Source organism: Amycolatopsis sp. CA-126428, from assembly GCF_002904335.1.
GTDB lineage: Bacteria > Actinomycetota > Actinomycetes > Mycobacteriales > Pseudonocardiaceae > Amycolatopsis.
In genome coordinates this window covers 1-24464 of the sequence record NZ_PPHF01000131.1, presented here as the reverse complement: position 1 = coordinate 24464, position 24464 = coordinate 1, and the positions used below count along the sequence as shown (strand labels likewise).

Below are 24464 nucleotides of genomic sequence, written 5' to 3'. Positions count from 1 at the left end.
GGTGGCCGCCGGCGCCGGCGCGGCCACGGCCAGGACCGCGGCGAACGTGAACGTGATGGTGGCCAGAATTTTCGTTCTCAGATTCATGATCGCCACACGCCTTGGCCGGTTGATCGGCTGCGCCGAAGTCAGATTCGCCACAGCGGATCAACCTTGAGCGCTCCAGCGGAATCAGCTGTCTGATGCGTCGGCGACCACGATTGTGTTCGGCGCGTGGGCGGACGCGCCGTTTTGAGCACCGACCGGCGGGCTTTGAGCACGCCGACCGTCACGGTTCCGCCGCCCGCTGCCGCTCCGGCCCGGCTCCGCGGACACCACCCGCCGGCCCCGCCCCGCCCCCGCCCCTCCCCCTCCCCTCGCTAGAACGCGCCGATCAGGATCAGCACGCCGAGCGCGATCAGCACGGCCGGCAGCGCCACGTGGCCCCAGCGGGCGAGTAGCCGGGCGATGCCCGGGCGGGTCGCCAGGAACCGGCCCGCGGCGCACCACACCGCCACGCCCGCCAGGAACACCGTCACGTAGCCCACCAGGCCCGCAGGCCCCGTCGCCGCGAACGCCGGGACGTAGACGCCGACGTTGTCTCCGCCGTTGGCGAAGCACACAGTCGCGATGCCGACCACCCCGGCCGCCGGTGGTGGCTCGTCCTCGTCCTGGCGCCACGCTTGCCACGCCGCGCGTATCCCCAGCAGCACCGGCAGCACGCCCAGCCAGCGGACGGCGCCGTCCGGCAGCAAGCCTGCGCCGAGCGCTCCCGCGACCGACACCGCCAAGATCGCCGCGAAGCCCAAGAACTGCCCCGCCACGACCTTGAGCCCGCCACGGCGTCCGGCCGCCTGGCCGAAGAACACCGCCAGCAGCACCAGGTCGTCGACGTTCGTCACCGCGAACATCGCGGCCGCGCGCCCGAGTAGCCCGACGTCCAACCCCCACCTCCGCGGTAAAACCGCTTGGCGAAGGCCGGCGCGGTACAGCACGATTCTGCCCATGCCCGCCCTCACGCGCCGCGGCTACGCCGGTCCGGCCGACCTCCGGGCCATGCAGAGCCTGGCCCAGCGGATCTGGTCGAAGGCGAGTTCGCTGCACGTCGGGGATCTCGCGTGGCAGCGGTTCCAGCACGCCGGCCGGGAAGCCGAGTGTCCGACCGTGCTGTGGGAAGCGGGTGGCGAAGTCGTCGCGTGGGGCTGGATTTCGCTACCCGGTGAACTCGCGCTGCTCGTGGATCCGGCGCGCCCCGAACTCGCGCTCGAGGTGTTCGGCTGGTTCGAGGACACCGCCTCGGCGGCCGAGCTCGCTGTCACCGTGCTCGACGCCGAGAAGCATGTCGTCGCCGCTCTGGAGCGTTGCGGTTACGCGCTTCAGGAGAGTTCCGTTCACCAGTCGTATGAGTCTCGCCTCCTCGTTGACTTGCCCGAGCCGGTCGTGCCCGCCGGTTTCACGCTCCGGCCGGTCGTACCGGACGATTTGGCCCGCCGCGTCGCCGTGCATCGCGCGGTCTGGCACCCGTCGAGGGTGACCGAACCGAGCTACCGCAGCGTCATGGCCGCCTGGCCGTACCGGGCCGAACTGGATTGGGCCGTCGAAGCACCCGACGGCCGGTTCGCCGCCCAGTGCCTGATCTGGCTCGACGAACGCAATGCCGTCGGCGAGCTGGAGCCCGTCGGAACCTTGCCGGAGTTCCGTCGCGCGGGGCTCGCCCGTGCGGTGTGCCTCGCCGCGCTGCACGCGGCCCACCACGCCGGCGCTCGCGAAGCCGTCGTGTACCCGGTGATCAACCATCCGAAATCCGCAGGTGCCCTCCCTCTGTATCGCGATCTGGGCTTCCGCCCGTATGCCCGCACCCTCACCTTCACGCGGACCCGCCGTCGTATCCCTCCTTTCCCGGGGTCCGCGTCCCCGGAGGGCGCACAACGACGAAGGTAGCGCCCCGCCCCGCCGGGATGTCCGATTCGGCGGCCTCCGGCGGCCGGTTGTCCACATCGGGGCAGACCTGTGGACAACCCCGTGGATTTCCCTGCTGGAGCCCCGAAATCGTCGGCGCCGCGCGATAGTGTCGAGACGGGGGGCGCCCCCGCGGGGTGAGTCAGGTGAGCGTCGCCAGATCGTCGAAGAAAGCCGCTCGGCAAATGGCAATCAGACGCTCGACTTCGGGTCCGAGAGAGCGGTCCTCGTCCAGCGGCGGCACCACTGACCGCACCCACTCATAGGCCGCACGCAGCCCCGGCACGCCGTCCCCACCGGCCAGGTACCGGGCCTGGGACGCCGTGATCAGCTCGCACGCCGTGATCGCGAAAAGGTGCGAAGCCGCCGCGCGCAGTTGCTCGCCGGCCGCCGACGCAAACGCTTGCACGTCCTCCTGACCAGCCGATGTGTCGATCGAACCGAGGGTCGCCGGTGTCGCGAGCCGGCGCAGTGCGTGCAGTTCGCCGGCCGCCCGCTTGTGCAGCGGGACCAAGCCCGCCCGTGGCCCCGGATCGGCCGTGAGCTGCGGCGGCAACCCGCTGAACCGCTCGTCCAGCAACCGGTGCGTCCGCTGCACCGAAATCTCGCCGAGGTGCACCAGCGCGGCTGTCACCGCGTCCATCCGCAACCCCAGGTCCACCGCGTGATACCCGGTGCCCGGCACGAAAGCACCGTCGACGAAGGAGGGCGAATCACCCGGCATCGTTTCCCAGCGTCGCCGGGTTTCGTGCAAGTCGCGGTTGACACGGGACGCGTGCGCCAGCGCCCGCGGCGCGACCCGCACCGAAAGCGGGGCCTGCACCACACCGGGCCGCACCGGGCCGCTGCCGACCAGCTCGGTCAGCTCGGTCAGCAACGCACGCAGGTGATCGTCGCCGCCCGCCATGACCGGGGAAAACACCGCACGCGGCGCGCCGAGCACGTCGATCGCCATCGCCGCGGTGAGCGTCTGCAGGTCGAGGAGCTGCTGCGTTTCGGTCCAGCCACGCGCGGCGTGCACCATCGCCAGCGGAGAACCCTGCAGCAGCGAAGCACCTTCCTTCGGCCCAAGGACATAAGGCGTGGCACCACGCGCAGCGAGCGCCGAAGCGGCCGGCACTTCGACGCCGTCCTCCAAAACCGTGCCGATGCCCAGGAACGTCTGAAACGCGTGGGAAAGCGCGATGATCTCGCCCGAACTGCCGAGCCCGAAGCGCGGCACCGCAGGCGTGAAGCCGTCGTTCAACCGGTCCACCAGGAACTGCACCAGCTCGGCGCTCACCCCCGACCACGGCCGCAGGAAGTCGCGCAGGCGCACGACGAGCAGCTCGCGGACGTCTTCGGGCGGCAGCCACGGCGGCCCGCCGACGGCCCGGCCGATCAGCAGGTTGCGCTGGTGTTCGGCCTGCTGCCGCGGATCCAGCACGACCCCCGCGAGGCGGCCCATCCCGGTGGTGACCCCGTAGACCGGTTTTTCCGGCTCGGCAAGGGCTGTCAAGACCTCTTCCCGGCGTCGCTTCAGGGCTTCTACCAGCGGTTTGTCCAGAATCAACCGTTCACTGTCAGCGAACTCGCTGTCGGAGACGATCATCGGTAGGGCAGCATGGTGCCGACGCCGGAAGCCTCGGCACGGGCGAGGATCATGTTCGCCACCGCAACGTCCGTTGTGGACAGTCCGCGGTGCCAGAACAGGATCCGTTCGGCGTCGTGCTCGCGGCCGGGCTTGCTGCCCGCCACGATGTCGCCGATCTCGGCGTGGACGTTGTCCGCGGTGAGGAGGCCGGCGTTGAGCTGCGGGCGCAGGGCGCCGAACCGCGGGTTGCCGGACCGCGATTCGCGCCAGTCGTCGACGACGACCTTGTCGATGTCGTCGAGCAGCGTGAGCTCGAGCGCGCTGATCGTGCCGTAGGGCACCAGGAAGGTGCCCGGCCGGAGGAACTCGCGGCGCACCAGCGCCTCGGGCTCGACGAGCCGGGAGGCCTCGACCTGGATGTCCGCGCCGTCCAGGGTCTCCTCGGCCGTGGCGCAGACGCGGACGTCCTTGCCGAGCCGCTCGGACAGCCGGCGGCCGAAGTCCTCGCGCGACTCCGGGCGCTTGCTGGTCACGCGGATCTCGGCGAAGTCGAACAAGGAGTCCAGCAGCACGACGTTCCACCAGGCGGTACCGCGGGCGCCGATGTGCCCGAGCACCCGTGAATCCGGGCGGGCCAGGTACTTCGCGCCGACGGCGGTCATCGCGCCGGTGCGGGCCTCGGTGATCATCGTGCCGTCGACGATGGCCCGCGGCATGCCGGTGTCCGGGTCGAGCAACAGGATCAACGCCATTTCCGAAGGGAGGCCCCGTTCGAAGTTCCCCACGAAGTCACCGACGACCTTCACCCCGCTGACCTGCTTCGCGGAGAGGTGGCCGCGGAGGATGTTGAAGTGGCCCTTGCCGCCGTTGTCCGGCACGAGGTGCGTACGCGGCTCGAAGACGACCTGGCCGCGGCCGTGGTCGGCGAGCACGTCCTCGACCGCGGCGACGATCTCGGCGTCGGTGACGCCGAGCGCGTCGATGTCGGCACCGGTCAGGTACCGGAGCCAGACGGACGTCACCGGGCGAGGTCCTCGACGACCTCCGCGCCGGGCAGAGCGGCCAGCGCGGCGCCGGAGATCAGCAGCTTGCTGCCGCGGATCCCGCTGCCGATGACGAGCTCGGGTGCGTCGGCGACGCGGCGGTCGAGCAGGATCGGCCATTCGGCGGGCAGGCCCACCGGCGTGATGCCGCCGTACTCCATCCCGGTCAGCGAGACGGCTTCGTCCATCGGCGCGAACGACGCCTTGCGAACGTCGAGGCGGCGCTTGATCACGCCGTTGACGTCGGCGCGGGTGGTCGCGAGCACGAGCGCGGCCGCGAAGCGGACTTCGCCCGCGCGCTTGCCCGCGACGACGACGCAGTTCGCGGACGCCTCGAGCGGCGAGCCGTAGGCCTCGCAGAAGGCGGCGGTGTCGGCGAGCGAGGGGTCGATCTCCGCGACGCCGACGGCGTCCGGGTCGGCGAGCGCGGCCAGGGCCTTGGCCACGGGCTCGGCGAGCAGGTCAGTACGCGTGGGGGCGGGAACGACGGTGAGGCTCCCGGCGATCGTCCAGGTCACGACCCCATTAAAACAGCGCCCCGCTGGAGAGGGCGCGGGCGGGAAGGAGGCGCACCCGAGAGGAGGGGGGATGAGCAGGGAGGAGGCCGCACCCGGCAGGAGGGGATTAGAGGGAAAGACGCACCCGGCGCACCGGCGCCAGGAGGTGGTTCACCAGCTGGAGCCGCCGCGCTGGACTTCGATCAGCTTCGGGCGGACGTCCACGATGTAGACCAGGGCCGCCGCCATGGCGGGTACGTAGAAGATCATCCCGGGGCCCATCACCGGAAACAGCACCATGGCGAGCGTTGCGCCGCCGGTGATCAGCATCCAGATGGGCTTGGTCTTGCGGTCGGCCGCGGAGTAGGCGTCGGCGCGCTGGAGCAGCGCGTGCACGAAGGCGAAGAGCCCGACCAGCGCGCTGCCCCAGTGGATGACATTGAGGATCCAGATGGCGACTAGCACAGCGACAGCTTACGGCAAACCGCCCGAACGACCCCGGCCCCGCCACCGGGGGTGCGGTGGCGGGGCCGGGAGTTCACAGCGATGTCACTTGTCGGTCTTCGGCGCGGCCGGCTTCTTCGCGGCGGCGCTGGTGGTGGTCGTCGTGGTCGTGCGGCGGGCCGGGGAGGCCGTCTTCGGGGCCGTCTTGTTCGCGGCCTTGCGGGTGACCGAGCGGGTCTCGTGGGCGAGGTCGTCACCCAGCTCCTCGACGGCGTCGGCGGTTTCGCCGGCGACCTTCGTCACCTTGCGGGCGGTCTTCTCGCCGGCCGAACGGGTGCGCTTGGTCACCTTGGCCAGCACGCCGTCGACGCGCTCGCGGACCTCGGTGGTCACGCCCTCGACCTGGCCCTGCGCGGTGGTCAGGGCCTCTTCGAGCTGCTCGATGGCCTTCTTGACCTGCGGCTGCGTGGCGATCTTGTCCCACGCCTGCTCGCCCGACTCGGCCAGCTTGTTGTACAGCTTGAGCGCGGCCTCGGTGTACTCGTCGATGGCCTTGCGCAGCTCGGCCGGGTCCAGCTTCTCGCGCAGGCTCTCGACGTCGGTCGGCAGCTCCTGCAGGTTCTTGCGGGCGACCTCGCCGCTCTTGGTCACGTTCTCCTTGGCCTTCGCCACGGCGTCGGTGACGGCGTGGGTGGCCAGGTTGCCGGCGCCGAGCGCGGCGAGCAGCGGGGTGCGGACCTGGTCGAGGGCGGTGGTGACGGCCTTCTTGACGTCTTCGGTCTTGGGGGTGGTCATGGTGACTCCTCAGTGTTCGCGGCTGGTGTGGTGTCTGCGGTTTCCGGGGCGGGAGCGGCGGCCGGCCGTGCCGCGGCGTTCTCCCGCCGGAAGGACTCGTACACGTCGAGCAGGACCTGCTTCTGCCGTTCGGTCAGCTCGGCGTCGGCGCGGATCGCGTCGCCCACCGGGCCGCCCGTCGGCAAATCGAGGATCCCGGCCTGCACGTACAGCGCTTCCGCCGAAATGCGCAGGCCCTTGGCGATCTGCTGCAGGATCTCCGCGCTGGGCTTGCGCACCCCGCGCTCGATCTGGCTCAGGTACGGATTGGACACGCCGGCGAGCTTCGACAGCTGGCGCAACGAGATCTTCGCGGTGTTGCGCTGCTGGCGGATGTACTCGCCGATGTCGGAAGCGATGTCCGCGACCTTCTCCATGGGACTGCCGGATCCTGACGTCCCACCGGTCTCTGGCATCCGGTCACCTCCTCGCGACACCTTCGACGGTACGCGGGAGTGCTAGCTATTGCAAGCACACTGCTTGCAACTTTCGGGTGTGGTGGTGCTCACCGCTACCGTGGTCCCATGACGCGCTCGGCCCGGCTGCGGCGACGCCTCGTCGAGCACCTCCTCGACGAGGACGTCCTGCACGCGCCGGAGTGGATCGCCGCCTTCCGCGCGGTCCCCCGCCACGTCTTCCTGCCGCGGTTCTTCGCGCCGACGGGCGGGCTGTGGGCGGCGGTCGACCGCGGCGACCCCGGCTGGCTGGAGACCGTCTACTCCCGCGACGTGCTGGTGACGCAGCTCGACGACGACCCGGACCGCTGGGAGCTCGCCCGGCGCACCGGCCCGGTGGCGGGCACGCCGACGAGCTCGTCGAGCATGCCCTCGATCATGGCGATCATGCTCGAGGAGCTGCGGGTGCGCGACGGGCAGTGCGTCCTCGAGATCGGCACCGGCACCGGGTACAACGCCGCGCTGCTGAGCCACCGCTGCGGCGCCGGCCGGGTGTCCACAGTGGACATCGATCCGGTGCTCATCGCGGCGGCGCGCGAGCGGCTGGCCGCCGCGGGGCACCACCCGGCGTGCGCGGTCGGCGACGGCGCGCTCGGCTTCCCGGCCGGGAAGATCTTCGACCGCGTGCTGTGCACCGCTTCGGTGTCGTCGATCCCGCCGGCCTGGCCGGCGCAGACCGCGCCGGGCGGGCTGATCGTCACGACGCTGAACCGCCCGATTGGCGCCGGGCTGGTCCGGCTCGTCGTCGGCGAGGATGGCACCGCGCAGGGCCGCGTCCTCGCGCGCGACGGCCGTTTCATGCCGCTGCGCGCTCACCGGCTCCCGGAGACCGGCCCGCTGCCGATGCCGTCGCGCGGCGACTGGGAGCAGACCCGGCTGCCGATGTCGACGGTGCTCCAGCCCCGCAGGCAGTTCGAGTTCTTCGCGGGGCTGGCGCTGCCCGGCGTGCGGCCGGTGCGCGAAGGCGACGGCGAAACGCCGGGTCTCGCGCTGGTCCACCCGGACGGCTCGTGGGTCCGCCACCGCAAGCGCGGCGGCGCCGACGAGGTCGCCCAGGGCGGCCCGCGGGCGCTGTGGGAGCTCGCCGAGGCGGCCTTCGTCGAGTGGTGTGAGCTGGGCAAGCCGGACCGCGACCGGTTCGGGGTGACGGTGACCGGCGACCACCAGGAGTTCTGGCTCGACTCCCCGGACGGCCGCACCTGGCCGCTGGACCAAAGCGACCGGCCACCCGCACCGGGGCGTGACCTCGGTCCGGCGAGCTAGGGCAGCCGCGCCCGGATCCACTTCTCCACGTGGTCGGCCGTCGCCTCGCGGGACACGTCCGTGGTGTCGAAGAGGTCGACACCGAGGCCCGGGCCCGACTTCCGCAGCCAGTCGTTGAACTCCAGCATCTCGTCGATCCGCGGCTCGTCCCACTCCCGCCAGGCCGGCCGCGCCCGCAGCCGGGCGCGCAGCGACTCCGGCGACCCGACCAGCGCCAGGTAGTGGATGTCGCTGAAGAACGCGCGCTCCGGCAGCTGTTCGAACTCCGGCGGCGCCACCGTCCCGCACAGCACGACCGGACGGCCGTTCTGCTGCACCATCGCCGCCATCCGCAGCCAGACCGAGCGGAACGACGTGACGTCGCCGCGCAAGGCATCGATCCAGAGGATGTCCTGCTCCAGCAGCACGACGTCGCCGGCGAACCGCCCGGCCAGCAGCGGCCCCATCGTCGACTTCCCGGCGCCGCTGGGGCCGGTCAGCGCGAAGAGGGGCAGCTTCCGGAACGGCCACTCGTGCCCGCACTTCGGGCACGTGATGACGGAGCCCGCGACGACCGGGTGTTCGGCCAGCTCGCCGCACGCCGGGCAGATCCGCAGGTCGAGACCCATCTCAGTCGAAGAGGTTCTCGAGGAAGCTGCGCTTGCGGTTCCCGTGCCCGTACGGCCGCGGCGAGTCCGAGTACCCCCGGTGCGGCCGCGGCGAGTCGGGGTAGCCCCCGCGGTGCGGCCGCGGCGAATCCGGGTAGCCCCCGCGGTACGCCTTCGGCGAGTCCGGGTGACCACCGCGGTAGGGCCGCGGCGAGTCGGGACGGCCGTGACCGCCCTGGTACGGCGGTGGCTGCCGGCCGTAGAACGAGCTCTCCGCACCGACGATGGCCTCGAGCTCACCGCGGTCGAGGAAGATCCCGCGGCAGCCGTCGCACTGGTCGATGTGGATGCCGTTCTTGTCGACGGTCCGCATCTGGTTCTGACACTTCGGACAAATCACACAGCCGAGCCTACGCAAAAACGCCTCAGCAGGCGCACAGGCAGAACGGGTGCCCGATCGGATCGGCGTAGACGCGGAACGTCTTCGGGTTGTCGTCGAGCAGCTTCGCGCCCAGCCCGAGCACGCGCTCGTGCGCCGCTTCCAGGTCCGTGACGGTCAGGTCCAGGTGCATCTGCTGCGGGTTCTCCGCGGACGGCCAAGCGGGCGGCCGGTAGTCGGGCACCCGCTGGAACGCGAGGCCCGCGCCGCCGGCGGGGTTGACCAGCGTCACCCAGTGCCCGTCCTCGGCCACTTCGGGCGCTTCCCACTCCAGCACCGCGCGGTAGAACTCGGCCAGCGCCACCGGGTCGGGGCAGTCGAGGGCCACCACGCCCAGGGTCGGTACCGCACTCATCGTCGCTCCCTTCGATCCTGAGTACCTGAGTAACCAGTGAAGTGATTATGTGGGTTAGCCCACCCGAAGGCAACCGCCGTACACTCGGTAAGTGCACACCGACGCCTCCCTCGTGGTGGAGTTCCTCAACACGGTCAACGTCGAAGAGGGCACCGACCTGCTGGAAGATCCCGGGCAGTGGCGCGGGTGGGCGGCCGCGCACGAGCTGGCGGCGAATCCGGCCGGCGAAGCCCGCGCGGCGCGGGACGCCCTGCGCGCGGCGATCGGCGACCCGCGGCTGCCCGGCGGCCGCGTCGACGTCGGCACCCGGATCTCCCTCACCGCCGACGGGCCGGCGCTCGTCGCGGACGACGTCGTGGGCGCGGTGTTCGCGGCCTGCGCGCGCCTGGTCGTGCGCGGCGACTGGATCCGGCTGAAGATCTGCCCCGCCGACACCTGCCTGTGGGCGTTCTACGACGAGTCGCGCAACCGCTCGCGGACGTGGTGCTCGATGCGCGTCTGCGGCAACCGCGAGAAGGCGCGCGGCTGGCGCGCCCGCGCCGCCGCGGGCTGAGGAGCCCTCATCCGAGCGGCGGACCCTCGGACGGTTGTGGACAACTTGGGGACGGAGCACCACATATCCACGCCCTGGACCACCCCGCCCCCATACGTTGTGGACAGCCGTTAGGCCATCACCGTGAAAACCTGTGGATAACCCCGGGGATAACTCAGCTTCCTGTGGACAACTGGTTTGAAGGTCCCCCAGGTGTGGTATACGACCAAGCTCCTCAGAACAGCAGCTCCGCGACGGCGTAGATGACGAGGCCGGCGAGCGCACCCACCACCGTGCCGTTGATCCTGATGAACTGCAGGTCGCGGCCCACTTGGAGCTCGATCTTGCGGGATGTCTCCTCGGCGTCCCATCGCTCGACCGTGTCGGTGATGATCGTGGTGATCTCCCGTGAGTAGTTCTTCACGAGGTACGCCGCGGCCCCCTCGACCCAGCCGTCGGCCTTCGCGCGCAGCTGGTCGTCGGTGATCAGCCGCTGCCCGAGCGAGGTGAGCCCGAGCCGGACGCGCCGGCGCAGCTCACTCGACGGGTCCTCGGCCGCGGTCAGCAGCATCTCCTTCGCCGTGCTCCACGCCGAGCCGATCAGCCGCTGCACCTCTTCGTGGTGCACGATCTGGCCCTTGACCTGCTCGGCGCGGGCCATCACGTCCGGGTTGGTCTGCAGGTCCTGGGCGAACTCGCCGAGGAACTTGTCCAGCGCCAGCCGCATCGGGTGGTTGACGTCGGTCTTGACCGCCCACGCGAAGGACAGCACCTCGCCGTAGACCTTGTCCGCGAGCATCTCGTCGACGAACTTCGGCGACCAGCTCGGCGCCCGGTCCGAGACCACGCGCAGCATCGTCGTGTGGTTGTCGCGCACCCACTCGTAGCCGCGGTCGCACATCAGGTCCACGAGCTTGTGGTGCGCCCCGTCGGCGAACACGCCCTGCAGGATCTTGCCCAGCGGCGGGCCCCACGGCTTGTCGATGATCCGGCGCGCGACGGCCTGCTCCATGATCGCCTGGATGTCCTCGTCGCGGAGCACCTTCACGGCGGCGCGCACGGCCGTGGCCAGCTCGGACGTCACGCGCTCGGCGTTGTCCGGCTCGGCGAGCCAGCCGCCGAGCCGCCGGGCGATCTCGACGCGCTTGAGCTTGTCGCGCACGACCTCCTCGGACAGGAAGTTCGACCCGACGAAGTCGCCGAGGCTGCTGCCCAGCGCGTCCTTCTTGTTCGGGATGATCGCCGTGTGCGGGATCTTCAGCCCGAGCGGGTGCCGGAACAGCGCCGTGACGGCGAACCAGTCGGCCAGCGCGCCGACCATGCCGGCCTCGGCCGCGGCGCGCACGTAGCCGACCCAGCCCGGCCAGCCGGCCGACTGCGCCCAGCCGGCCAGCAGGAACACGAGCGTCGCGCCGAGCAGGAACGACAGCGCGACGAGCTTCATCTTGCGCAGCGCACGCCGCTTTTCCTCTTCACCGGCCGCGCCGCCCGGTGGGTCGGCGGGCGTCACCTTCGCGGGGGTCAGTTGCTCCACATCACCATTGTCCGTGAGGATGGCTGATCGTGCGCGAACCTGCTCTCGTCCCCCGGCTCCGGCCGTTCACCTCGACCATCTTCGCCGAGATGACGGCGCTCGCCGTCCGGCACGACGCCGTCAACCTCGGCCAGGGCTTCCCGGACACCGACGGACCGGCCGGGATGCTCGAAGCGGCGAAGAACGCCCTGTTCGGCGGGGCGAACCAGTACCCGCCGGGGCCCGGGCGGCCCGAGCTGCGGGCCGCGATCGCGCGGCACCGGCAGCGCTACGGCACCGAGTACGACCCGGACACCGAGATCCTGGTCACCGCGGGCGCGACCGAGGCCATCGCGGCAGCGTTGCTGGCCCTGACCGAGCCCGGTGACGAGGTGATCGTCATCGAGCCGTACTACGACTCCTACGCCGCCGCGGTCGCGATGGCGGGGGCCGAGCGGCGGGTCGTCGGCCTGGTCGAGGGCCCGGACGGCCGGTTCGGTCTCGACGTCGACGGCCTGCGCGCCGCCGTCACGCCGCGGACCAGGGCGATCCTGGTCAACTCGCCGCACAACCCGACCGGGACCGTCTTCACCCGCGCCGAGCTGGAAGCGCTCGCCACCCTATGCGTCGACCACGACCTGGTCGCCATCTGCGACGAGGTCTACGAGCACCTGGTCTTCGATGACGCCGAGCACATCCCGCTGGTCACGCTGCCCGGCATGCGGCCGCGGACGGTCAGCATCTCCAGCGCCGGCAAGACGTTCAACTGCACCGGCTGGAAGATCGGCTGGGTCTGCTCGACGCCGGAGCTCGTCGCGGCGGTGAAGGCGGCGAAGCAGTTCATGACCTTCGTGTCGGGCGGGCCGTTGCAGCCCGCCGTCGCGCACGCGCTCGACCACGAGCTGCCCTGGGTCGACGGCCTGCGCGCGTCGCTGCAGGAGAAGCGCGACCGGCTTTCGGCCGGCCTCGCGGACGCCGGGTTCGCCGTCCGGCCGACGGCGGGCACGTACTTCGTCTGCGTCGACGTCCGGCCGCTGGGCTTCGCCGACGCCGCCGAGCTGGCCTGGGAACTGCCGGGCCGGGTCGGGGTGGCCGCGGTGCCGGTGAAGGTCTTCACCGATCACCCGGACGAGTGGAACCACCTGCTGCGTTTCGCGTTCTGCAAGCGCAACGAGGTCATCGACGAGGCCATCACCCGATTGCGCAAACTGGTCTGATCATCGCGCTCCGGCTGAGTAGACGTCCTTCGCGGCCGTTCCGGCGGGGCAGCGGGAGCAGGTGCGGTCCCGGCCGGCGCGCCGGAGGCCGGGCGCGCCAGGCCGCGTGCCCCCACTTGCCGCTCCGGGCTGTCACTCTCCGCAACCGCGACGACCGCTCCCCGCAACGACGGCAGCGGCCACGGTCAGCTTCCGGCGCGGGACTCGGCCTGGCGAGCGCCGGCCACGCCGGACGTCTCGCGGGGCGGCCGGTCGACACCTTCGTGATCACGGACCGCAGCCGGATCCCGGACCGGTTCGAGCCGCCCGGTTTCGGCGCAGGGCAAGCGAAGCCGCGTGGGGGACCCCGTTCGGCCCAGTGATCGGCCCGCATCCGGGGCGAATTCCGGTCACTCGGCCGAAACCGCAGCCCGCACACCGAGCGGAACCGACTCGACACAAAGCGCGTCCGGCCGCCCGGAAACATCAGGTCAACCGGAAACGTGCAAATTGCAGAACTCGTCCGAATGGCCGTAAGCGAGCACCCGAACGGCACTGAGAGTGATCAACTTGTCGGCCGCAGATACCTTGCCCGGGCGGGCTGCTGGTCCCTACGGGCTGGATCGAACGCGGGAGAGATGAAAGACTTCGAGCGGCGCTAGAACGAGTGCAGCCCCGGGGGAACTGCGACCTGGCCGGAGAAAGACCCCAGCAAGAACAGGCTCGAGCGGAAATCGCGGAAGCCTCAGGCGCGGACGGTGGTGGTGGCGGTGAGCAGCACGGCGGACGCGCGCCGCGACGCTCCCGTTCGGCCTGCGCTCACCCCGGGTGAACCGGAAGCCTTGCACGCGCGCGCCCGGGCGCCGCGCCCGTGGACGACCTCGCTGCAGCGGCCCGCCGCCAAGATCCTGGTCGCCGGGGGGCTGACCCTCGCGGGCTGGCTGCTCGGCGCCGCGCTGTCCGGCAGCACCGCATCGGCGGCCGACCGGCCGGCGTGCCCCGAAGCGCCCGTGGTCTCCACTGTGGACCACGCCGTGAAGCCGCTTTGGCACGCCAGGCACCGCAAGGGCCACCACGAGACCGGGGCCGCCACCTGCGCGGGGCAGCCGAAGGCCGACAGCACCGAACCGCCCGCGGCGGCCGGGCCGCAGGCGGACGAGACCACAAAGGACAGCTCGGCCGGCGGAGAGCCGACGGCCACCACGCCGGACAGCGACCCCGCCGGTGAGCCGGTCGCCTCGGAAAGCTCTTCCACCGAGGAGCCCGCCGCCACGACGCCGGACAGCTCGACCGCTGCCGAGACCGCGGCCGCCGCCGAGGCACCCGCCAAGCCGACGACCAAGTCGACCACCAAGGCAACCTCCGAGGCCACCTCCGAAGCACCGAAGGCCACCTCCTCCAGCGGGAACCTGCTCGGCTCCCTCGTCGGCGGCACGCTGAAGGCGGTCAGCGGAGCGACCACAACGGACACCGCCGCCGAGCCGGCCGCGCCCACCAAGACCACGTCCTCCGGCGGCGACCTGCTCGGCGGGCTCCTCGGCGGCGTCCTGGACGTGGTCGGCGGCACGCTCTCCACCGTCACGGGCACCGTCGGCGCCGTCACGGACACGCTGTCCCACACCGTGCTCGCGCCGCTCACCCAGCCGCTCACGGGCAACCCCGGCGGGCCCGTCCTGCTGCCCCTCGACGACATCCTGGGCCCGGTGCTCGGCGGCTCGAACTCCGGCGGCGTCATCGCGGTCGTGCCCGGCGTGACGGCGGCCGTCGTCACCCAGGCACCGGCCACGGTCACGGTCACCGAGACCGTCCCGGCCGCCGCGGTTCCGGCTTCCACGACGGCCGACCCGCAGCAGGCGGCCCGGGGCGTGGTTACGCGCCTCGTCGTCCTCCAGCACGCGGACTCGCTGCCGGTGGTCCACGAGCGGCCGCGCGACTCCGGCACCCACGCCACGGGTGGCGGCGGCGACTCCACGCCCGGCCTGCCCGGCGGCGGCACCACCGCGCCGAGCGCGCCGGCCCCCACCGCGGCCCCGGGCCACGACGGCCCCGGCGGCGCGCGCCACGCGTTCGCCGTCCACACCGACGACGTCACCACCACGCAGCTCAAGCTGATCGGCACCAGCCGCGACCACGAAGTCGACGGCGCGGGCAGGGAAGCCGCCCTGCCCACCACTTCCCCCGACTGACGCCCGACCGCGCAGCCGGGGACAAGTGCGTCCAAATCAAGATCACCAAGGCGCACCCGCACGCCGTTGAGGCGTGACGTTTCCCCAGCTGCAGCCCGGAATCCGTGGCTCTTTCACGTCTCGTGACGCGCTGCCGCGCGTCCGACGTACCCCAGGGGCGAAAACCATGCGAACCCACGAACTTTCCGACCGGCCGACCGCGCCCGGCCGGGTCGGATCCCGGTCCCGGCGCCGCGCTGCCCCCGCGGCGCCGGGACCCACACCGGGTGCGCTCCGGGAGCCCTTGCTCACCGCGCCGAGCGAGGACTCGCAGTACCGCGAGCGCACCTGAGCCGCCGGCTTCCCGGCACGTCGAGGGGCTGTGCCGGGAAGCCGCGGTACCCGCGAACGGGGTCACGTCCGTGAGCGGGTCGTGTGGAACACGAACCGGTGCGCTGGATGCACATGAACGCCGCCCATCCCTGGGAGCGGGCTCGCATCCAGCGCACCGGTTCGTTCATGCGATGGGTGCGTCCAGGGAAGCCGGGGTGCCGCGGACCGACGCTTCGGCCGCGCCGAGACGAGAAACCGCTTCGTCGATCCGGTCCGGCGGCAGCGAAAACGGCAGCCGGATCCAGCGCTCCAGCCCGCCGTGGACGCCGAACCGCGAGCCCGGCGCCACCTGGACGCCGTGGCTCGCCGCCGCCACCGCCAGCCGCGAGCTCACCGGCTCCGGCATGCGGCACCACAGCGACAGGCCGCCTTTCGGCAGCGTGAACGTCCAGTCCGGCAGGTGCCGGTGCACGGCGGCGGCCAGGGCGTCGCGGTAGCCGCGCAGCTCCTCACGCCGGCGGCCGAGCAGGGTTTCGTCGGCCATGAGCTCGGTCAGCACGAGCTGCTCGAACACCGGCGACCCGAGGTCGACCGCGTAGCGCGCCGAAACCAGCCGGCCGAGCAGGTCCTCCGACGCGCGGATCCAGCCGAGCCGCAGCCCGCCCCAGTGCGTCTTCGACGCCGAGCCGACGCAGATGGCCAGGTCGCCGGCGAACGCGGCCAGCGGCGGCGGCCCGTGCCGGGGATCGCCCTCCAGGTCCAGCTCGACGAGCGTCTCGTCCACCACGACCGGCGTCCGGGCACGGGCCAGCACGGTCCCGAGCCGGGAACGGCCTTCGGCGTCCAGGCGCAGGCCGGTGGGGTTCTGGAAGTCGACGACGAGGTAGGCGAACCGCGGCGACGCCTGGCGCAGCGCCGCGTCGACCCCGGCGATGTCCCAGCCGCGCGCCCCGGTCGGGTCGAGCGCCACCGGCACCGGGATCGCGTGCGCGGCGCGGATCGCCTCCAGGGCGTTCGGGTACGTCGGCTGCTCGACCAGCACGCGGTCGCCGGGACCGGCGAGCATGCGCAGGACCAGGACGAACGCGTGGTGCGCGCCGTTGGTGACCATGACCTGCGCCGCCGTCGTCGGCAGCCCGCGCTCGGTGTAGCGCCGCGCGATCTGCTCGCGCAGGCCGAGCAGGCCGCGTTCCTGGTAGCCGTGGTCGCCCAGGTGGCCGGCGAGCCGGCCGCGAGCGGCGTCGACCGCCGCCGCCGTGCCCGGGATGGCGGGCGAGGACGCGTGGGTGAAGTCGATCGAGCCGTCGCCCACCGGCGCGAGCGGACCGCGGCGGCGGCGCCCGGGCGCGGCGATCCACGAGCCCGCGCCGCGGCGGCTCGCGACGAACCCGTTCTCCCGCAACCGGTCCAGCGCCGCGCCGATCAGCGTCCGGCTGGCGCCGAGCGCGTCGGCCAGCTCGCGCTCGGCGGGCAGCCGGGTGCCGAGCGGGAGCTGGCCGTCCAGCACCTGCAGCTCGATGGCCGCGGCCAGGTCGGCCGCTCCCTGCCGGGAGCCGCCTTGCCGCCACGAGCCCAGCATGACGGCCAATCGCGGCCCTGAAATGCGTCCACCTACTGGGAGCCCGGCTTCCATAAGGCCAATATCCGGCAATTGGCTATGGTTTACAAGGCCACTTGCGGTCGATAGTGGAGATGTGGCTCAGACCGACCTCCGGCCCGTCCGGATCTCCCGTGACCCCGCCCGCCGCAGCGTCCAGCTGCTCGCCGGCCTCGCCCTCTACGGCACCAGCGTCGCCCTCGTCACCCGCGCCGGCCTCGGCCTCGAGCCGTGGAGCGTGCTGGCCGAAGGCGTCCTGAAGCACACCGGCCTGTCGTTCGGCACGGTCACCGGCCTGATCTCGGTGGCCGTGCTGCTGCTGTGGATCCCGCTGCGCCAGCGGCCCGGCATCGGCACCATCGCGAACGTCGTGGTCATCTCGGTCATGGTCGACGTCGTCCGCGCGGTGCTCCCGGACCAGCACGACCTCGTGTGGCAGATCGTGCTGCTGGCCGGCGGGGTGACGCTCAACGGCGTCGCGACCGCCACCTACGTCGGCGCCCGGCTGGGCCCGGGCCCCCGCGACGGCCTGATGACCGGGCTGGCCGCGCGCACCGGCTGGTCGGTCCGGCTGGTGCGCACCGGCATCGAGGTCACCGTGGTGGCGGCCGGCTTCCTGCTCGGCGGGACCGTCGGGATCGGCACCGTGCTCTACGCCCTCGCCATCGGCCCGCTCACCCAGGCGCTGCTGCCCTGGACCACCTGGCGGGAAGAGCAGGAGCCGCAGCAGCGTCACTAACCCGCCTTGCGCTGCTGCACGGCCCGGCGCAGCGTCTGGTAGTCCGCGCCGCGCCGGGCGAGCACGTCGTCGGTGCCGCGCTGCTGCGCCAGCGCGAGCAGGATGTGCTCTTGGCCGAGGTGCTTGTCGCCCAGCCGGACGGCTTCCTTGAGGCTCAGCTCCAGCGTCTTCTTCGACTGAGAGGTGAAGGGGATGTGCCCGCGCTTGGCCGGGCCGAGCCGGCCGGCCAGCGCCCCTTCGCCGTGGGTCTGCTCCACGCGTTCGACGATCTGCTCGACGTCGATGCCGAACTCGGTGAGCGCTTCGGCGTCGGCGTCGCTCACGCCGCCGCGGCGCCGGGTGCGGGCCAGCTCCGCCGCGATGTCGTCGGTGGAGATGCCCAGCTCGGTGAGCACACCGGCGCCGGTCTTCACCAGCCCGGCCAGCAGGTGGGCGGGCCCGATCTCCACCGAGCCGGACTCCCGCGCCACGATCTGCGCCTCGACGACCGCCAGCCGCGCGTCGGCCGTGAACCTTTCGAACATCAGTGCCTCCCGTACTTCTTGTGCACGGCCTGCCGGCTGACCCCCAGCTCGGCGGCGATTTCCTGCCACGACCAGCCGTGCACCCGCGCGCTGCGGACCTGCACGGCCTCCAGTTGTTCCAGCAGCCGCCGGAGCGCGGCGACCGCGCGCAGTCCCACCCGGGGATCGCGATCACCCGCCCGGGCGGCCAAATCCGTCGCTTCCGTCATGCTTGTCAACCTACGTTGACATCCCGACACTGTCAACTCACGTTGACACGCTCAGCGCGAAACCCCCGGAGGGGCGACGTACAGTCGGGTGATGCCCGAGATCGCGATCGCCGAGCGGGCCGGGGTGGGCGCCGACGGCCACCCACGCCCCACCGAGGACCACGTCGTCGTGCTGGACAACGCGGTCCTGGTCCTCGACGGCGCCACCTCTTCGGACCCCGCGCAACCCCCGGGCGGCTGGTACGCCGAACGGCTCGCCCGGCGCCTCGGCGACGACCTCCGCGCGGCCCCGGAAGCCGACCTGACCGAGGTCCTGACCAGCGCGATCGCCGCGCTCACGGCGGAACACCGGCTGCGGCCGCAGCGCTCGCCGTCCAGCACGGTCGCGGCCGTGCGCTGGCTCGAAGACCGCGTCGACGCGCTCGTCCTGGCCGACAGCCCGGTGGTCGGCTTCGGCGGCTTCGGGATCGACGTCGTCTCGGACGACCGGCTCGCCCGGCTGCGGCGGCGCGGGATGCTCCAGACCGGCGCCGACGTCCGCCGCCGGCGCAACGCCCACGACGGCTTCTGGGTCGCCGAAGCCGACCCGGGCGCCGCCGCGCACTCGGTCCGGCGCAGCTGGCGGCGAGCCGACGTCGACGCGGTGCTCCTCGCCAGCGACGGCGTGTCCATCGGCGTCGACCAGTACGAACTCTTCGGCTGGCAGGAAGTCCTGGCGGTCACCCGCGCGGACGGGCCCGACGCCGTGCTGGACGCCGTCCGCACCGCCGAAAAGCAGGATCCGGACGGCGAACGCTGGCCCCGGCCCAAGCGGCACGACGACCAGGCGCTCGTCCTCGTGGATTTCAATCAGGGGGTTATTCAGGGTCTTCCCTGATCACGACGGTCGCGTTTCCCGAGACCCTGGGCGCATGGGGACAGAAGCGGGGAAGCGCACGAGACCGTGGCGGCTCGTGGCGGTGGGTGCGATCGGGTGGGGCCTGTTCACGGCCGTGGTGCTGCACGTGGTCAGCTCGCGCAACCCGGTGTACGACACGTTGTCGAGCTACACGGTGACCGACCGCGGCGAAGGGCTGCTCGGCGCGAGCGTGCTCTCGCTGGCCATCGGGTCGCTCGCGGTGCTCGGCGCGCTGCAGGTCGCCGGGGTGCCGCTGTCGCGGACGACCCGGCTGCTGCTCGCGTTGTGGGCGCTCGGGATGGCCGCGGCCGCGATCTTCCCGGCCAGCTACCCCGAGGCGCCGGACCCGGTGAGCGGCGAGATTCACCTCTACGCGTGCCTGGTCGCGTTCTGCAGCCTGCCCGGCGCGGCGATCTCGCTGCTGGAGCCGCTGCGGGGGCGGCCCGAGCGCGTCGCGCTGGTGCGGGCGATCCGGCTGAGCGCGGGGGCGTTCGCGCTGTTCGCCCTGAGCTTCGTGTTCGTGCGGCTGAGCGAGGCCGGCGTGACGCCGTTCCGCGAGATCTCCGACGCCTTCCCGATCGGCGTCATGCAGCGGCTGCTGCTGCTCGCCGACGTCGTGCTGCTGGGCACGCTGCTGTGGCTGGCGACCCGGCTGGAATCAGCCTTCGACGGCCGCCGCGAATTCGGGCGTGTAGCCGTACAGGCCGGGCATGCCGCCGGTGTGCAGGAACACCACGTGGTCGTCCGGGGCGAAGTGGCCCGCCCATTCGATCAGCGCGGCGGCCACTTTGCCGGTGTAGACCGGATCGAGCACCACGCCCTCGGTGCGACCGAAGAGCCGTAGGGCGTTCCAGACCGCGTCGGTCGGGATGCCGTAGCCGGGGCCGAGCGTGGAATCGCCCATTCTCGTGTGGGCGAGCGACGGCGGTTCCACGCCGAGGAGCTTGGCCGCGCCGTCGACGAGGTCACGGAGGTTTTCCGTGGCCTCGTCGAGCGGGTGGCTGACGCAGGCGATGCCGACGCCCATGCCGCCGAGGAGCGCGGTGCCCAGCGCGACACCGGCCGCGGTGCCGCCGCTGGCGTGCGGGACGACCAGGTGGGCCCGCTCGATGCCGCGTTCTTCCAGCTGTTTCGCCAGTTCGTAGGTCGCGCGGACGTAGCCGAGGGCGCCGAGGTCGTTGGAGCCGCCGACCGGGATCGTGGCGACCTTCCGGCCCTCGGCGGCGGCTTCGGCGACCAGGCGGTCGTAGGTGCGGCCGGTTTCCTCGCCGTCGGCGCAGACGTGGACGGTCGCGCCGAAGAGCCGGTCGAGGGGGAGGTTGCCGCCGCGTTCGTACGCCTCGCCGTCGCGCGGGACCTTGGCGGTGAGCACGAGTTCGCAGCGCAGGCCGAGCTTCGCGCACGCGGCGGCGGTCTGGCGGCCGTGGTTGGTCTGGAGCGCACCGAAGGTGAGCACGGTGTCCGCACCGGCTTCCCTGGCCGCACCCAGGTGGTACTCCAGCTTGCGGAGCTTGTTGCCGCCGGCGCCGAGCGGGTGCACGTCGTCGCGCTTGAGCCAGAGGTTCCGCAGGCCGAGAGCTTCGCCGAGCCGCGGCGCTTCGTGCAGGGGTGTCGGCCAGCCGCCCAGGTCGACGCGGGGTACCGCGGCCAGCGCGGCGTCGGGGAATCCGGCGAAGTCGAACGGCATCGGCCCTCCAGGCTCGGCTTTCTAACCACTATAGGGGGTTAAGCACCGCGAAGCGGAGTTCCGTGTGCGGCCCGACTTCACGCACGCCGAGCCGGCGCAGCGCGACGCCGTCGAGATCGGGGTCGCCGAACAGCGGCAGCCCGGCACCCAGCAGCACCGGAGCGATCAGGACGTGCAGCTCGTCGGCCAGCCGGGCCCGCACGGCCTGCCGGACCACGCTCGCGCCGATCACCTTGACCGCCCGGTCCCCCGCCGCCGCCTTCGCCTGCTCGACCGCCGACGCGAACCCATCGGTCACGAAGGTGAAGGTGAGGTTCTCGTCCGGCGCGGGCAGTGTGGCCGGCGGTGTGTGGGTGACGACGAAGATCGGCACCTGGAACTCGTAGTTGCCGACGTACCAGTCCGGGTCCTCGGCCATCGCGAACGTCCGGCGGCCGAGGACGACCGCGCCCGTCTCCCGGATCAGGTCGGTCATCCACTCGCTGCCGTTCGACGCGGCGGGGTCGGACAGCCGCGCCGTGCCGCCGTGGCGATCGGCGACGAAACCGTCCAGCGACATGCTCATACCCGCGTGCACCGTGGCCATGGGTTCTCCTCACGTAGTCGTTGGCCGGGTAGACGTCCGGCCGGCCGAAAAGTCATCGAGGAGTAGCCGGAAACCGTCGGTATCCGGTAACGTTCGTTCGAACGAACGAGAACCTTCGGGGGGCGCCATGACCGCTATGAGCCTCGACTTCACGGGCCTCGCCGCCCAGGCCGCGCGACTCGCCGCGGGCGACGTCACCTCCGCCGAGCTCACCGCGGCCGCGCTCGGCCGCGCGCACGCCAGCCAGGCGACGCTGAACGCGTTCCGCCACCTGCGCGACGACGAGGCCCACCGCGAAGCCGTCGAGGCCGACCGGCGCCTGGCCGCCGGGGACCGGGCGCCGCTGCTCGGCGTGCCGGTCGCGATCAAGGACGACGTCGACCTCACCGGCCTGCCCACGTCCTTCGGCTGCCCCGGCGAATTCCCGTGCGCGACGGCCGACGCGCCCGCGGTCGCGCTGCTGCGCGAGGCCGGAGCTGTGATCATCGGCAAGACGAACACCCCCGAGCTGGGCCAGTGGCCGTTCACCGAGGGCCCGGCCTTCGGCGTGACGCGCAACCCGTGGCACCCCGGCCACACCCCAGGGGGTTCTTCGGGCGGGAGCGCGGCCGCGGTGGCGTCGGGGGTCATCGCGGCCGCGCTCGGGTCCGACGGCGCCGGCTCGGTGCGCATCCCGGCCGCGTGGACCGGGCTCGTCGGCATCAAGCCCCAGCGCGGCCGGATCCCGACCGACGGCGAGCTGTTCCACGGCCTGACCGTGCTCGGCCCGCTGGCCCGCACGACCGAAGACGCCGCCCTGCTACTCGACGCCGCGGCGGGGACGCCCGGGGTGTTCCGCGCGGCCGCCGCGCGTGAGCCCGGGAAGCTGCGGATCGGGCTGTCGACGCGGATCCCGTTCACCGCCACCAAGACCCGGCTCGACCCGGTCGTCGAAGCGAACGTCCGGCGGCTCGCCGAGTCCCTCGCCGGGCTGGGCCACGAGATCGTCGAGATCGAGCCGGACTACGGGCTGATCGGGCTGACGTTCCTGCCGCGTTCGCTCACCGGCGTCCGCGACTGGACGCTGCGGGTGCCCGACCGCACCGGGCTCGACCCGCGCACGCGCAGCAACGCCGGCCACGGCCGGTTCCTGGCCGGGCCCGCGCTGCGGCTCGCCCGCGCCCTCGAGCCGGGCCTGCACCGGCGGATCGGCTCGGTGTTCGGCCGCGTCGACGTGCTCCTCACCCCGACCACCGCGACCCCGCCCCCGCCGGTCGGCACGTTCGACGGGCTGTCCGGCTGGGAGACCGACCAGGCCATGATCGCCGCCTGCCCGTACGCTTGGCCGTGGAACGTGCTGGGCTGGCCGGGGGTCAACGTCCCGGCCGGGCTCACGGCCGGCGGGCTCCCGGTCGGGGCCCAGCTGCTCGGCCCGTCGCACGCCGAGGAGCGGCTGATTTCGCTTGCCGCGCAACTGGAAGAGGTCGAACGATGGCCGGAGCGGCATCCCGAGACAAGCTGGTAAGCACCCGGGACGCCATCCTGCGCGGCGCGCTGACCGTCGTCGGCGAACACGGGGTCGGCGGGCTGACGAACCGCCGGATCGTCGCCGCCGCCGGCGTCTCGCTCGGCACGCTGACCTACCACTTCGCGAGCCAGACGGCGTTGCTGCGCGAGGCGATGCTGATGTTCGTCGAGGAGGAGACGGCGAAGCTCGGCGCGATCGTCGACGGTTACCGTGCGGCGGGTCTCAGTCTCGAGCAGGCGGCTTCGGTCGTCGAGCACGTCATCGCGCAGCTGCCGTTCGGCGCCGACGAGCTCGGCGCGCACGAGCTGTACCTCCAGTCCGCCCGCGATCCCGAGCTGCAGGAAGCTTCTTCGCGCTGCTTCGCGGCGTACGACGAGCTGGCCGTGACGATCCTGGAGGCGTTGGGCGTCCCGGAGCCTGCTCGGCTGGCCGGTCCGGTGGTGGCCCTGATCGCGGGGTTGCAGCTGCGGCGGCTGGCGACCGGCGAGACGGACACCCCGGTGGCCGAGCCCCTGATGATGCTGCTCCGCGGAGCTTGATGGCGCGGCCGGTCGTCCGCGGCACGGCGGCGTGGAAGTACTTCGGCGACTTCCGCGACGCGCTGCTGGCGGAGCAGGTGCTGGTGCTGCAGGTGGCGCACCCGGTCGTCGCGGCGGGCGTGCGCGACCATTCGGACTACGCCTCGGATCCGTGGACGCGGCTGATGCGGACGGTCGCGTCGCTGTCGATCTACGTCTACGGCGGTGAGTCCGGGGCACGGGTGGAAGCCGCACGGTTGCGTGCGTTGCACCGGACGTTCACGGGCATGGCAGAGGGGCGGCGCTACAGCGCACTCGACCCCGCGGCGTATGCGTGGGTGCACGCGACGCTGGTCAAGGCGCCGGTTGACGCGCAACGGTTCTTCGGGCGGCCACTGTCCACATCGGAGCTTTCGGAGTATTACGCGCAGATGCGTGACATCGGGCGAATGCTCGGGGTCCGGGAGCGGGATCTGCCGCGGGACTGGGCGGAGTTCGAGCGGTACTACGACGCGATGGTGGCGGGTTTCAGGACGAACGCCACGATCGAAACGCTCCTCGAGACGATCCGGACGGTGCCGAAGCCGGTGAAGGGGCTGCCGGATTCGTGGTGGCGGGGCTTGCAGCGGGGGCAGGTGTTCTTGGTGCGGGCCACTTTGCCGCCTTCGTTGCGGGAGACGCTTGATCTACAGTGGACGGATGCGGACCAGTGCCGGTTCGAGCGGTTTTCGGGGGGTGTGCGGATCGCGAGCACGCCGATCCCGGCCTGGGTGCGGACGGCGCCCATGCGGTGGGTCGGGAAGCTCAACGTGTGGCTGCGCGCACACCCGAAGGTGTATCGAGCCCTGGTCCGCGGCGACGGGCCGGGCGCGCAGCCCCGGCTCTGACTGCGGCGGGTCGACCCGCGTGATCGGAGGGGCATCTCGCGTGATTGGGCGGGCATCTCGCGTGATTCGAGAGGCAACTCGCGTGATTGAGGGGTCAACTCGCGTGATTGAGGGGTCAACTCGCGTGATTGAGGGGTCAACTCGC

General features: G+C 72.2%; 26 protein-coding genes and 1 pseudogene. 11 read left to right on the top strand and 16 right to left on the bottom strand.

Features of this window, described 5'->3' with window-relative positions; all coding sequences use genetic code 11:
• Window positions 1-359 precede the first annotated feature (359 nt).
• Complete coding sequence (locus tag C2L58_RS32095) at window positions 360-923, bottom strand: cadmium resistance transporter (RefSeq protein ID WP_103341416.1); 564 nt, start codon at window positions 921-923, stop codon at window positions 360-362.
• Between the two features lie 61 nt (window positions 924-984).
• On the opposite strand from C2L58_RS32095, the gene C2L58_RS32090 reads away from it, so the two are divergent.
• Window positions 985-1920 carry a GNAT family N-acetyltransferase gene (locus C2L58_RS32090; protein ID WP_103341415.1) on the top strand — a complete coding sequence of 312 codons (936 nt, stop codon included), beginning with the start codon at window positions 985-987 and terminating at the stop codon, window positions 1918-1920.
• A gap of 160 nt (window positions 1921-2080) precedes the next feature.
• On the opposite strand, the gene C2L58_RS32085 is transcribed toward C2L58_RS32090, so the two are convergent.
• The 6 genes from C2L58_RS32085 to C2L58_RS32060 all read right to left on the bottom strand — a co-directional run bounded on the left by C2L58_RS32085 (window position 2081) and on the right by C2L58_RS32060 (window position 6706).
• Window positions 2081-3529, bottom strand: coding sequence for an aromatic amino acid lyase (locus tag C2L58_RS32085; RefSeq protein WP_103341414.1), 1449 nt, complete (start codon window positions 3527-3529; stop codon window positions 2081-2083).
• A complete protein-coding gene (locus C2L58_RS32080) occupies window positions 3526-4533 on the bottom strand; it encodes an ornithine cyclodeaminase family protein (RefSeq protein ID WP_103341413.1) in 1008 nt (335 codons plus the stop codon). The genes C2L58_RS32085 and C2L58_RS32080 overlap by 4 nt, the downstream gene beginning before the upstream one ends.
• Window positions 4530-5072 carry a YbaK/EbsC family protein gene (locus C2L58_RS32075; RefSeq protein WP_043788396.1) on the bottom strand — a complete coding sequence of 181 codons (543 nt, stop codon included), beginning with the start codon at window positions 5070-5072 and terminating at the stop codon, window positions 4530-4532. Before C2L58_RS32075 ends, C2L58_RS32080 begins: the two co-directional genes overlap by 4 nt.
• A 150-nt stretch (window positions 5073-5222) precedes the next feature.
• The gene (locus tag C2L58_RS32070; protein WP_013222364.1) at window positions 5223-5516 is read right to left on the bottom strand and encodes a DUF2516 family protein; all 294 of its coding nucleotides are present in this window, start codon (window positions 5514-5516) and stop codon (window positions 5223-5225) included.
• Window positions 5517-5600: 84 nt separating this feature from the next.
• Window positions 5601-6290: a hypothetical protein gene (locus tag C2L58_RS32065; RefSeq protein WP_103341412.1), complete on the bottom strand. Its 690-nt coding sequence runs from the start codon at window positions 6288-6290 to the stop codon at window positions 5601-5603.
• Window positions 6287-6706 carry a helix-turn-helix domain-containing protein gene (locus C2L58_RS32060; RefSeq protein ID WP_103341411.1) on the bottom strand — a complete coding sequence of 140 codons (420 nt, stop codon included), beginning with the start codon at window positions 6704-6706 and terminating at the stop codon, window positions 6287-6289. Before C2L58_RS32060 ends, C2L58_RS32065 begins: the two co-directional genes overlap by 4 nt.
• A 147-nt stretch (window positions 6707-6853) precedes the next feature.
• On the opposite strand from C2L58_RS32060, the gene C2L58_RS32055 reads away from it, so the two are divergent.
• Window positions 6854-8047, top strand: coding sequence for a methyltransferase domain-containing protein (locus C2L58_RS32055; protein WP_103341410.1), 1194 nt, complete (start codon window positions 6854-6856; stop codon window positions 8045-8047).
• On the opposite strand, the gene C2L58_RS32050 is transcribed toward C2L58_RS32055, so the two are convergent.
• The 3 genes from C2L58_RS32050 to C2L58_RS32040 are packed head-to-tail and all read right to left on the bottom strand — an operon-like array spanning window position 8044 to window position 9428.
• Window positions 8044-8655 carry a nucleoside kinase gene (locus C2L58_RS32050; protein ID WP_103341409.1) on the bottom strand — a complete coding sequence of 204 codons (612 nt, stop codon included), beginning with the start codon at window positions 8653-8655 and terminating at the stop codon, window positions 8044-8046. The two genes, C2L58_RS32055 and C2L58_RS32050, sit on opposite strands and share 4 nt — an antisense overlap.
• A 1-nt stretch (window position 8656) precedes the next feature.
• The gene (locus tag C2L58_RS32045) at window positions 8657-9052 is read right to left on the bottom strand and encodes a TFIIB-type zinc ribbon-containing protein (protein WP_199191549.1); all 396 of its coding nucleotides are present in this window, start codon (window positions 9050-9052) and stop codon (window positions 8657-8659) included.
• A 7-nt stretch (window positions 9053-9059) separates the two neighbouring features.
• The gene (locus C2L58_RS32040) at window positions 9060-9428 is read right to left on the bottom strand and encodes a VOC family protein (protein ID WP_103341407.1); all 369 of its coding nucleotides are present in this window, start codon (window positions 9426-9428) and stop codon (window positions 9060-9062) included.
• 91 nt (window positions 9429-9519) lie between these two features.
• On the opposite strand from C2L58_RS32040, the gene C2L58_RS32035 reads away from it, so the two are divergent.
• Window positions 9520-9981: a CGNR zinc finger domain-containing protein gene (locus C2L58_RS32035; RefSeq protein WP_103341406.1), complete on the top strand. Its 462-nt coding sequence runs from the start codon at window positions 9520-9522 to the stop codon at window positions 9979-9981.
• A 214-nt stretch (window positions 9982-10195) separates the two neighbouring features.
• Here C2L58_RS32035 and C2L58_RS32030 read toward each other — a convergent pair whose 3' ends face one another.
• On the bottom strand, window positions 10196-11494 hold the full coding sequence (locus C2L58_RS32030) for a DUF445 domain-containing protein (protein ID WP_103341405.1): 1299 nt from the start codon (window positions 11492-11494) through the stop codon (window positions 10196-10198).
• A 29-nt stretch (window positions 11495-11523) separates the two neighbouring features.
• Between C2L58_RS32030 and C2L58_RS32025 the strand changes: the two genes are divergently transcribed.
• Both C2L58_RS32025 and C2L58_RS32020 read left to right on the top strand, forming a co-directional pair.
• The gene (locus C2L58_RS32025) at window positions 11524-12690 is read left to right on the top strand and encodes a pyridoxal phosphate-dependent aminotransferase (protein ID WP_103341404.1); all 1167 of its coding nucleotides are present in this window, start codon (window positions 11524-11526) and stop codon (window positions 12688-12690) included.
• Between the two features lie 749 nt (window positions 12691-13439).
• Window positions 13440-14855, top strand: a complete 1416-nt coding sequence (locus tag C2L58_RS32020) for a hypothetical protein (RefSeq protein ID WP_233226053.1) — start codon at window positions 13440-13442, stop codon at window positions 14853-14855.
• A 496-nt stretch (window positions 14856-15351) separates the two neighbouring features.
• Here the strand turns inward: C2L58_RS32020 and yczR are convergent, their stop codons facing one another.
• A complete protein-coding gene (gene yczR, locus C2L58_RS32015; RefSeq protein WP_199191548.1) occupies window positions 15352-16800 on the bottom strand; it encodes a MocR-like transcription factor YczR in 1449 nt (482 codons plus the stop codon).
• Window positions 16801-16861: 61 nt separating this feature from the next.
• On the opposite strand from yczR, the gene yczE reads away from it, so the two are divergent.
• The gene (gene yczE / locus C2L58_RS32010) at window positions 16862-17503 is read left to right on the top strand and encodes a membrane protein YczE (RefSeq protein ID WP_103341401.1); all 642 of its coding nucleotides are present in this window, start codon (window positions 16862-16864) and stop codon (window positions 17501-17503) included.
• Here yczE and C2L58_RS32005 read toward each other — a convergent pair.
• Both C2L58_RS32005 and C2L58_RS32000 read right to left on the bottom strand, forming a co-directional pair.
• Window positions 17500-18027 (bottom strand): Clp protease N-terminal domain-containing protein, encoded by a 528-nt coding sequence (locus C2L58_RS32005; RefSeq protein WP_103341400.1) that lies wholly within the window; start codon window positions 18025-18027, stop codon window positions 17500-17502. The genes yczE and C2L58_RS32005 overlap by 4 nt on opposite strands.
• Window positions 18027-18236, bottom strand: coding sequence for a sigma factor-like helix-turn-helix DNA-binding protein (locus C2L58_RS32000; protein ID WP_004559389.1), 210 nt, complete (start codon window positions 18234-18236; stop codon window positions 18027-18029). Before C2L58_RS32000 ends, C2L58_RS32005 begins: the two co-directional genes overlap by 1 nt.
• 91 nt (window positions 18237-18327) lie before the next feature.
• Between C2L58_RS32000 and C2L58_RS31995 the strand changes: the two genes are divergently transcribed.
• Together C2L58_RS31995 and C2L58_RS31990 are read left to right on the top strand one after the other, a co-directional pair.
• On the top strand, window positions 18328-19113 hold the full coding sequence (locus tag C2L58_RS31995) for a protein phosphatase 2C domain-containing protein (RefSeq protein ID WP_199191547.1): 786 nt from the start codon (window positions 18328-18330) through the stop codon (window positions 19111-19113).
• A 34-nt stretch (window positions 19114-19147) separates the two neighbouring features.
• Window positions 19148-19714 (top strand): annotated as a pseudogene (locus C2L58_RS31990) (DUF998 domain-containing protein); the annotation flags it as partial.
• 78 nt (window positions 19715-19792) lie between these two features.
• Here C2L58_RS31990 and C2L58_RS31985 read toward each other — a convergent pair.
• Complete coding sequence (locus tag C2L58_RS31985; RefSeq protein WP_103341398.1) at window positions 19793-20821, bottom strand: D-cysteine desulfhydrase family protein; 1029 nt, start codon at window positions 20819-20821, stop codon at window positions 19793-19795.
• A gap of 28 nt (window positions 20822-20849) precedes the next feature.
• The gene (locus C2L58_RS31980) at window positions 20850-21407 is read right to left on the bottom strand and encodes a dihydrofolate reductase family protein (RefSeq protein WP_103341397.1); all 558 of its coding nucleotides are present in this window, start codon (window positions 21405-21407) and stop codon (window positions 20850-20852) included.
• 127 nt (window positions 21408-21534) lie between these two features.
• Between C2L58_RS31980 and C2L58_RS31975 the strand changes: the two genes are divergently transcribed.
• From C2L58_RS31975 to C2L58_RS31965, 3 genes are read left to right on the top strand one after another with little or no spacing between them, the layout of a single operon-like run.
• On the top strand, window positions 21535-22911 hold the full coding sequence (locus C2L58_RS31975) for an amidase (protein WP_103341396.1): 1377 nt from the start codon (window positions 21535-21537) through the stop codon (window positions 22909-22911).
• Window positions 22878-23453, top strand: a complete 576-nt coding sequence (locus C2L58_RS31970; protein ID WP_103341395.1) for a TetR/AcrR family transcriptional regulator — start codon at window positions 22878-22880, stop codon at window positions 23451-23453. The genes C2L58_RS31975 and C2L58_RS31970 overlap by 34 nt, the downstream gene beginning before the upstream one ends.
• Window positions 23453-24319 (top strand): oxygenase MpaB family protein, encoded by an 867-nt coding sequence (locus C2L58_RS31965; protein ID WP_103341394.1) that lies wholly within the window; start codon window positions 23453-23455, stop codon window positions 24317-24319. Before C2L58_RS31970 ends, C2L58_RS31965 begins: the two co-directional genes overlap by 1 nt.
• Window positions 24320-24464: the final 145 nt, after the last annotated feature.

Bases quoted from the DNA above. Each gene is read 5' to 3' on its own strand.
- C2L58_RS31975 (WP_103341396.1), top strand. From the start codon at position 21,535: ATGACCGCTATGAGCCTCGACTTCACGGGCCTCGCCGCCCAGGCCGCG.
- C2L58_RS31965 (WP_103341394.1), top strand. From the start codon at position 23,453: ATGGCGCGGCCGGTCGTCCGCGGCACGGCGGCGTGGAAGTACTTCGGC.
- C2L58_RS31970 (WP_103341395.1), top strand. From the start codon at position 22,878: ATGGCCGGAGCGGCATCCCGAGACAAGCTGGTAAGCACCCGGGACGCC.
- C2L58_RS32040 (WP_103341407.1), bottom strand. From the start codon at position 9,428: ATGAGTGCGGTACCGACCCTGGGCGTGGTGGCCCTCGACTGCCCCGAC.
- C2L58_RS32090 (WP_103341415.1), top strand. From the start codon at position 985: ATGCCCGCCCTCACGCGCCGCGGCTACGCCGGTCCGGCCGACCTCCGG.
- C2L58_RS32065 (WP_103341412.1), bottom strand. From the start codon at position 6,290: ATGACCACCCCCAAGACCGAAGACGTCAAGAAGGCCGTCACCACCGCC.
- C2L58_RS32000 (WP_004559389.1), bottom strand. From the start codon at position 18,236: ATGACGGAAGCGACGGATTTGGCCGCCCGGGCGGGTGATCGCGATCCC.
- yczR (WP_199191548.1), bottom strand. From the start codon at position 16,800: ATGGAAGCCGGGCTCCCAGTAGGTGGACGCATTTCAGGGCCGCGATTG.
- C2L58_RS32085 (WP_103341414.1), bottom strand. From the start codon at position 3,529: ATGATCGTCTCCGACAGCGAGTTCGCTGACAGTGAACGGTTGATTCTG.
- C2L58_RS31985 (WP_103341398.1), bottom strand. From the start codon at position 20,821: ATGCCGTTCGACTTCGCCGGATTCCCCGACGCCGCGCTGGCCGCGGTA.
- C2L58_RS32055 (WP_103341410.1), top strand. From the start codon at position 6,854: ATGACGCGCTCGGCCCGGCTGCGGCGACGCCTCGTCGAGCACCTCCTC.
- C2L58_RS32060 (WP_103341411.1), bottom strand. From the start codon at position 6,706: ATGGAGAAGGTCGCGGACATCGCTTCCGACATCGGCGAGTACATCCGC.
- C2L58_RS32050 (WP_103341409.1), bottom strand. From the start codon at position 8,655: ATGGGTCTCGACCTGCGGATCTGCCCGGCGTGCGGCGAGCTGGCCGAA.
- C2L58_RS31980 (WP_103341397.1), bottom strand. From the start codon at position 21,407: ATGGCCACGGTGCACGCGGGTATGAGCATGTCGCTGGACGGTTTCGTC.
- C2L58_RS32005 (WP_103341400.1), bottom strand. From the start codon at position 18,027: ATGTTCGAAAGGTTCACGGCCGACGCGCGGCTGGCGGTCGTCGAGGCG.
- C2L58_RS31995 (WP_199191547.1), top strand. From the start codon at position 18,328: ATGCCCGAGATCGCGATCGCCGAGCGGGCCGGGGTGGGCGCCGACGGC.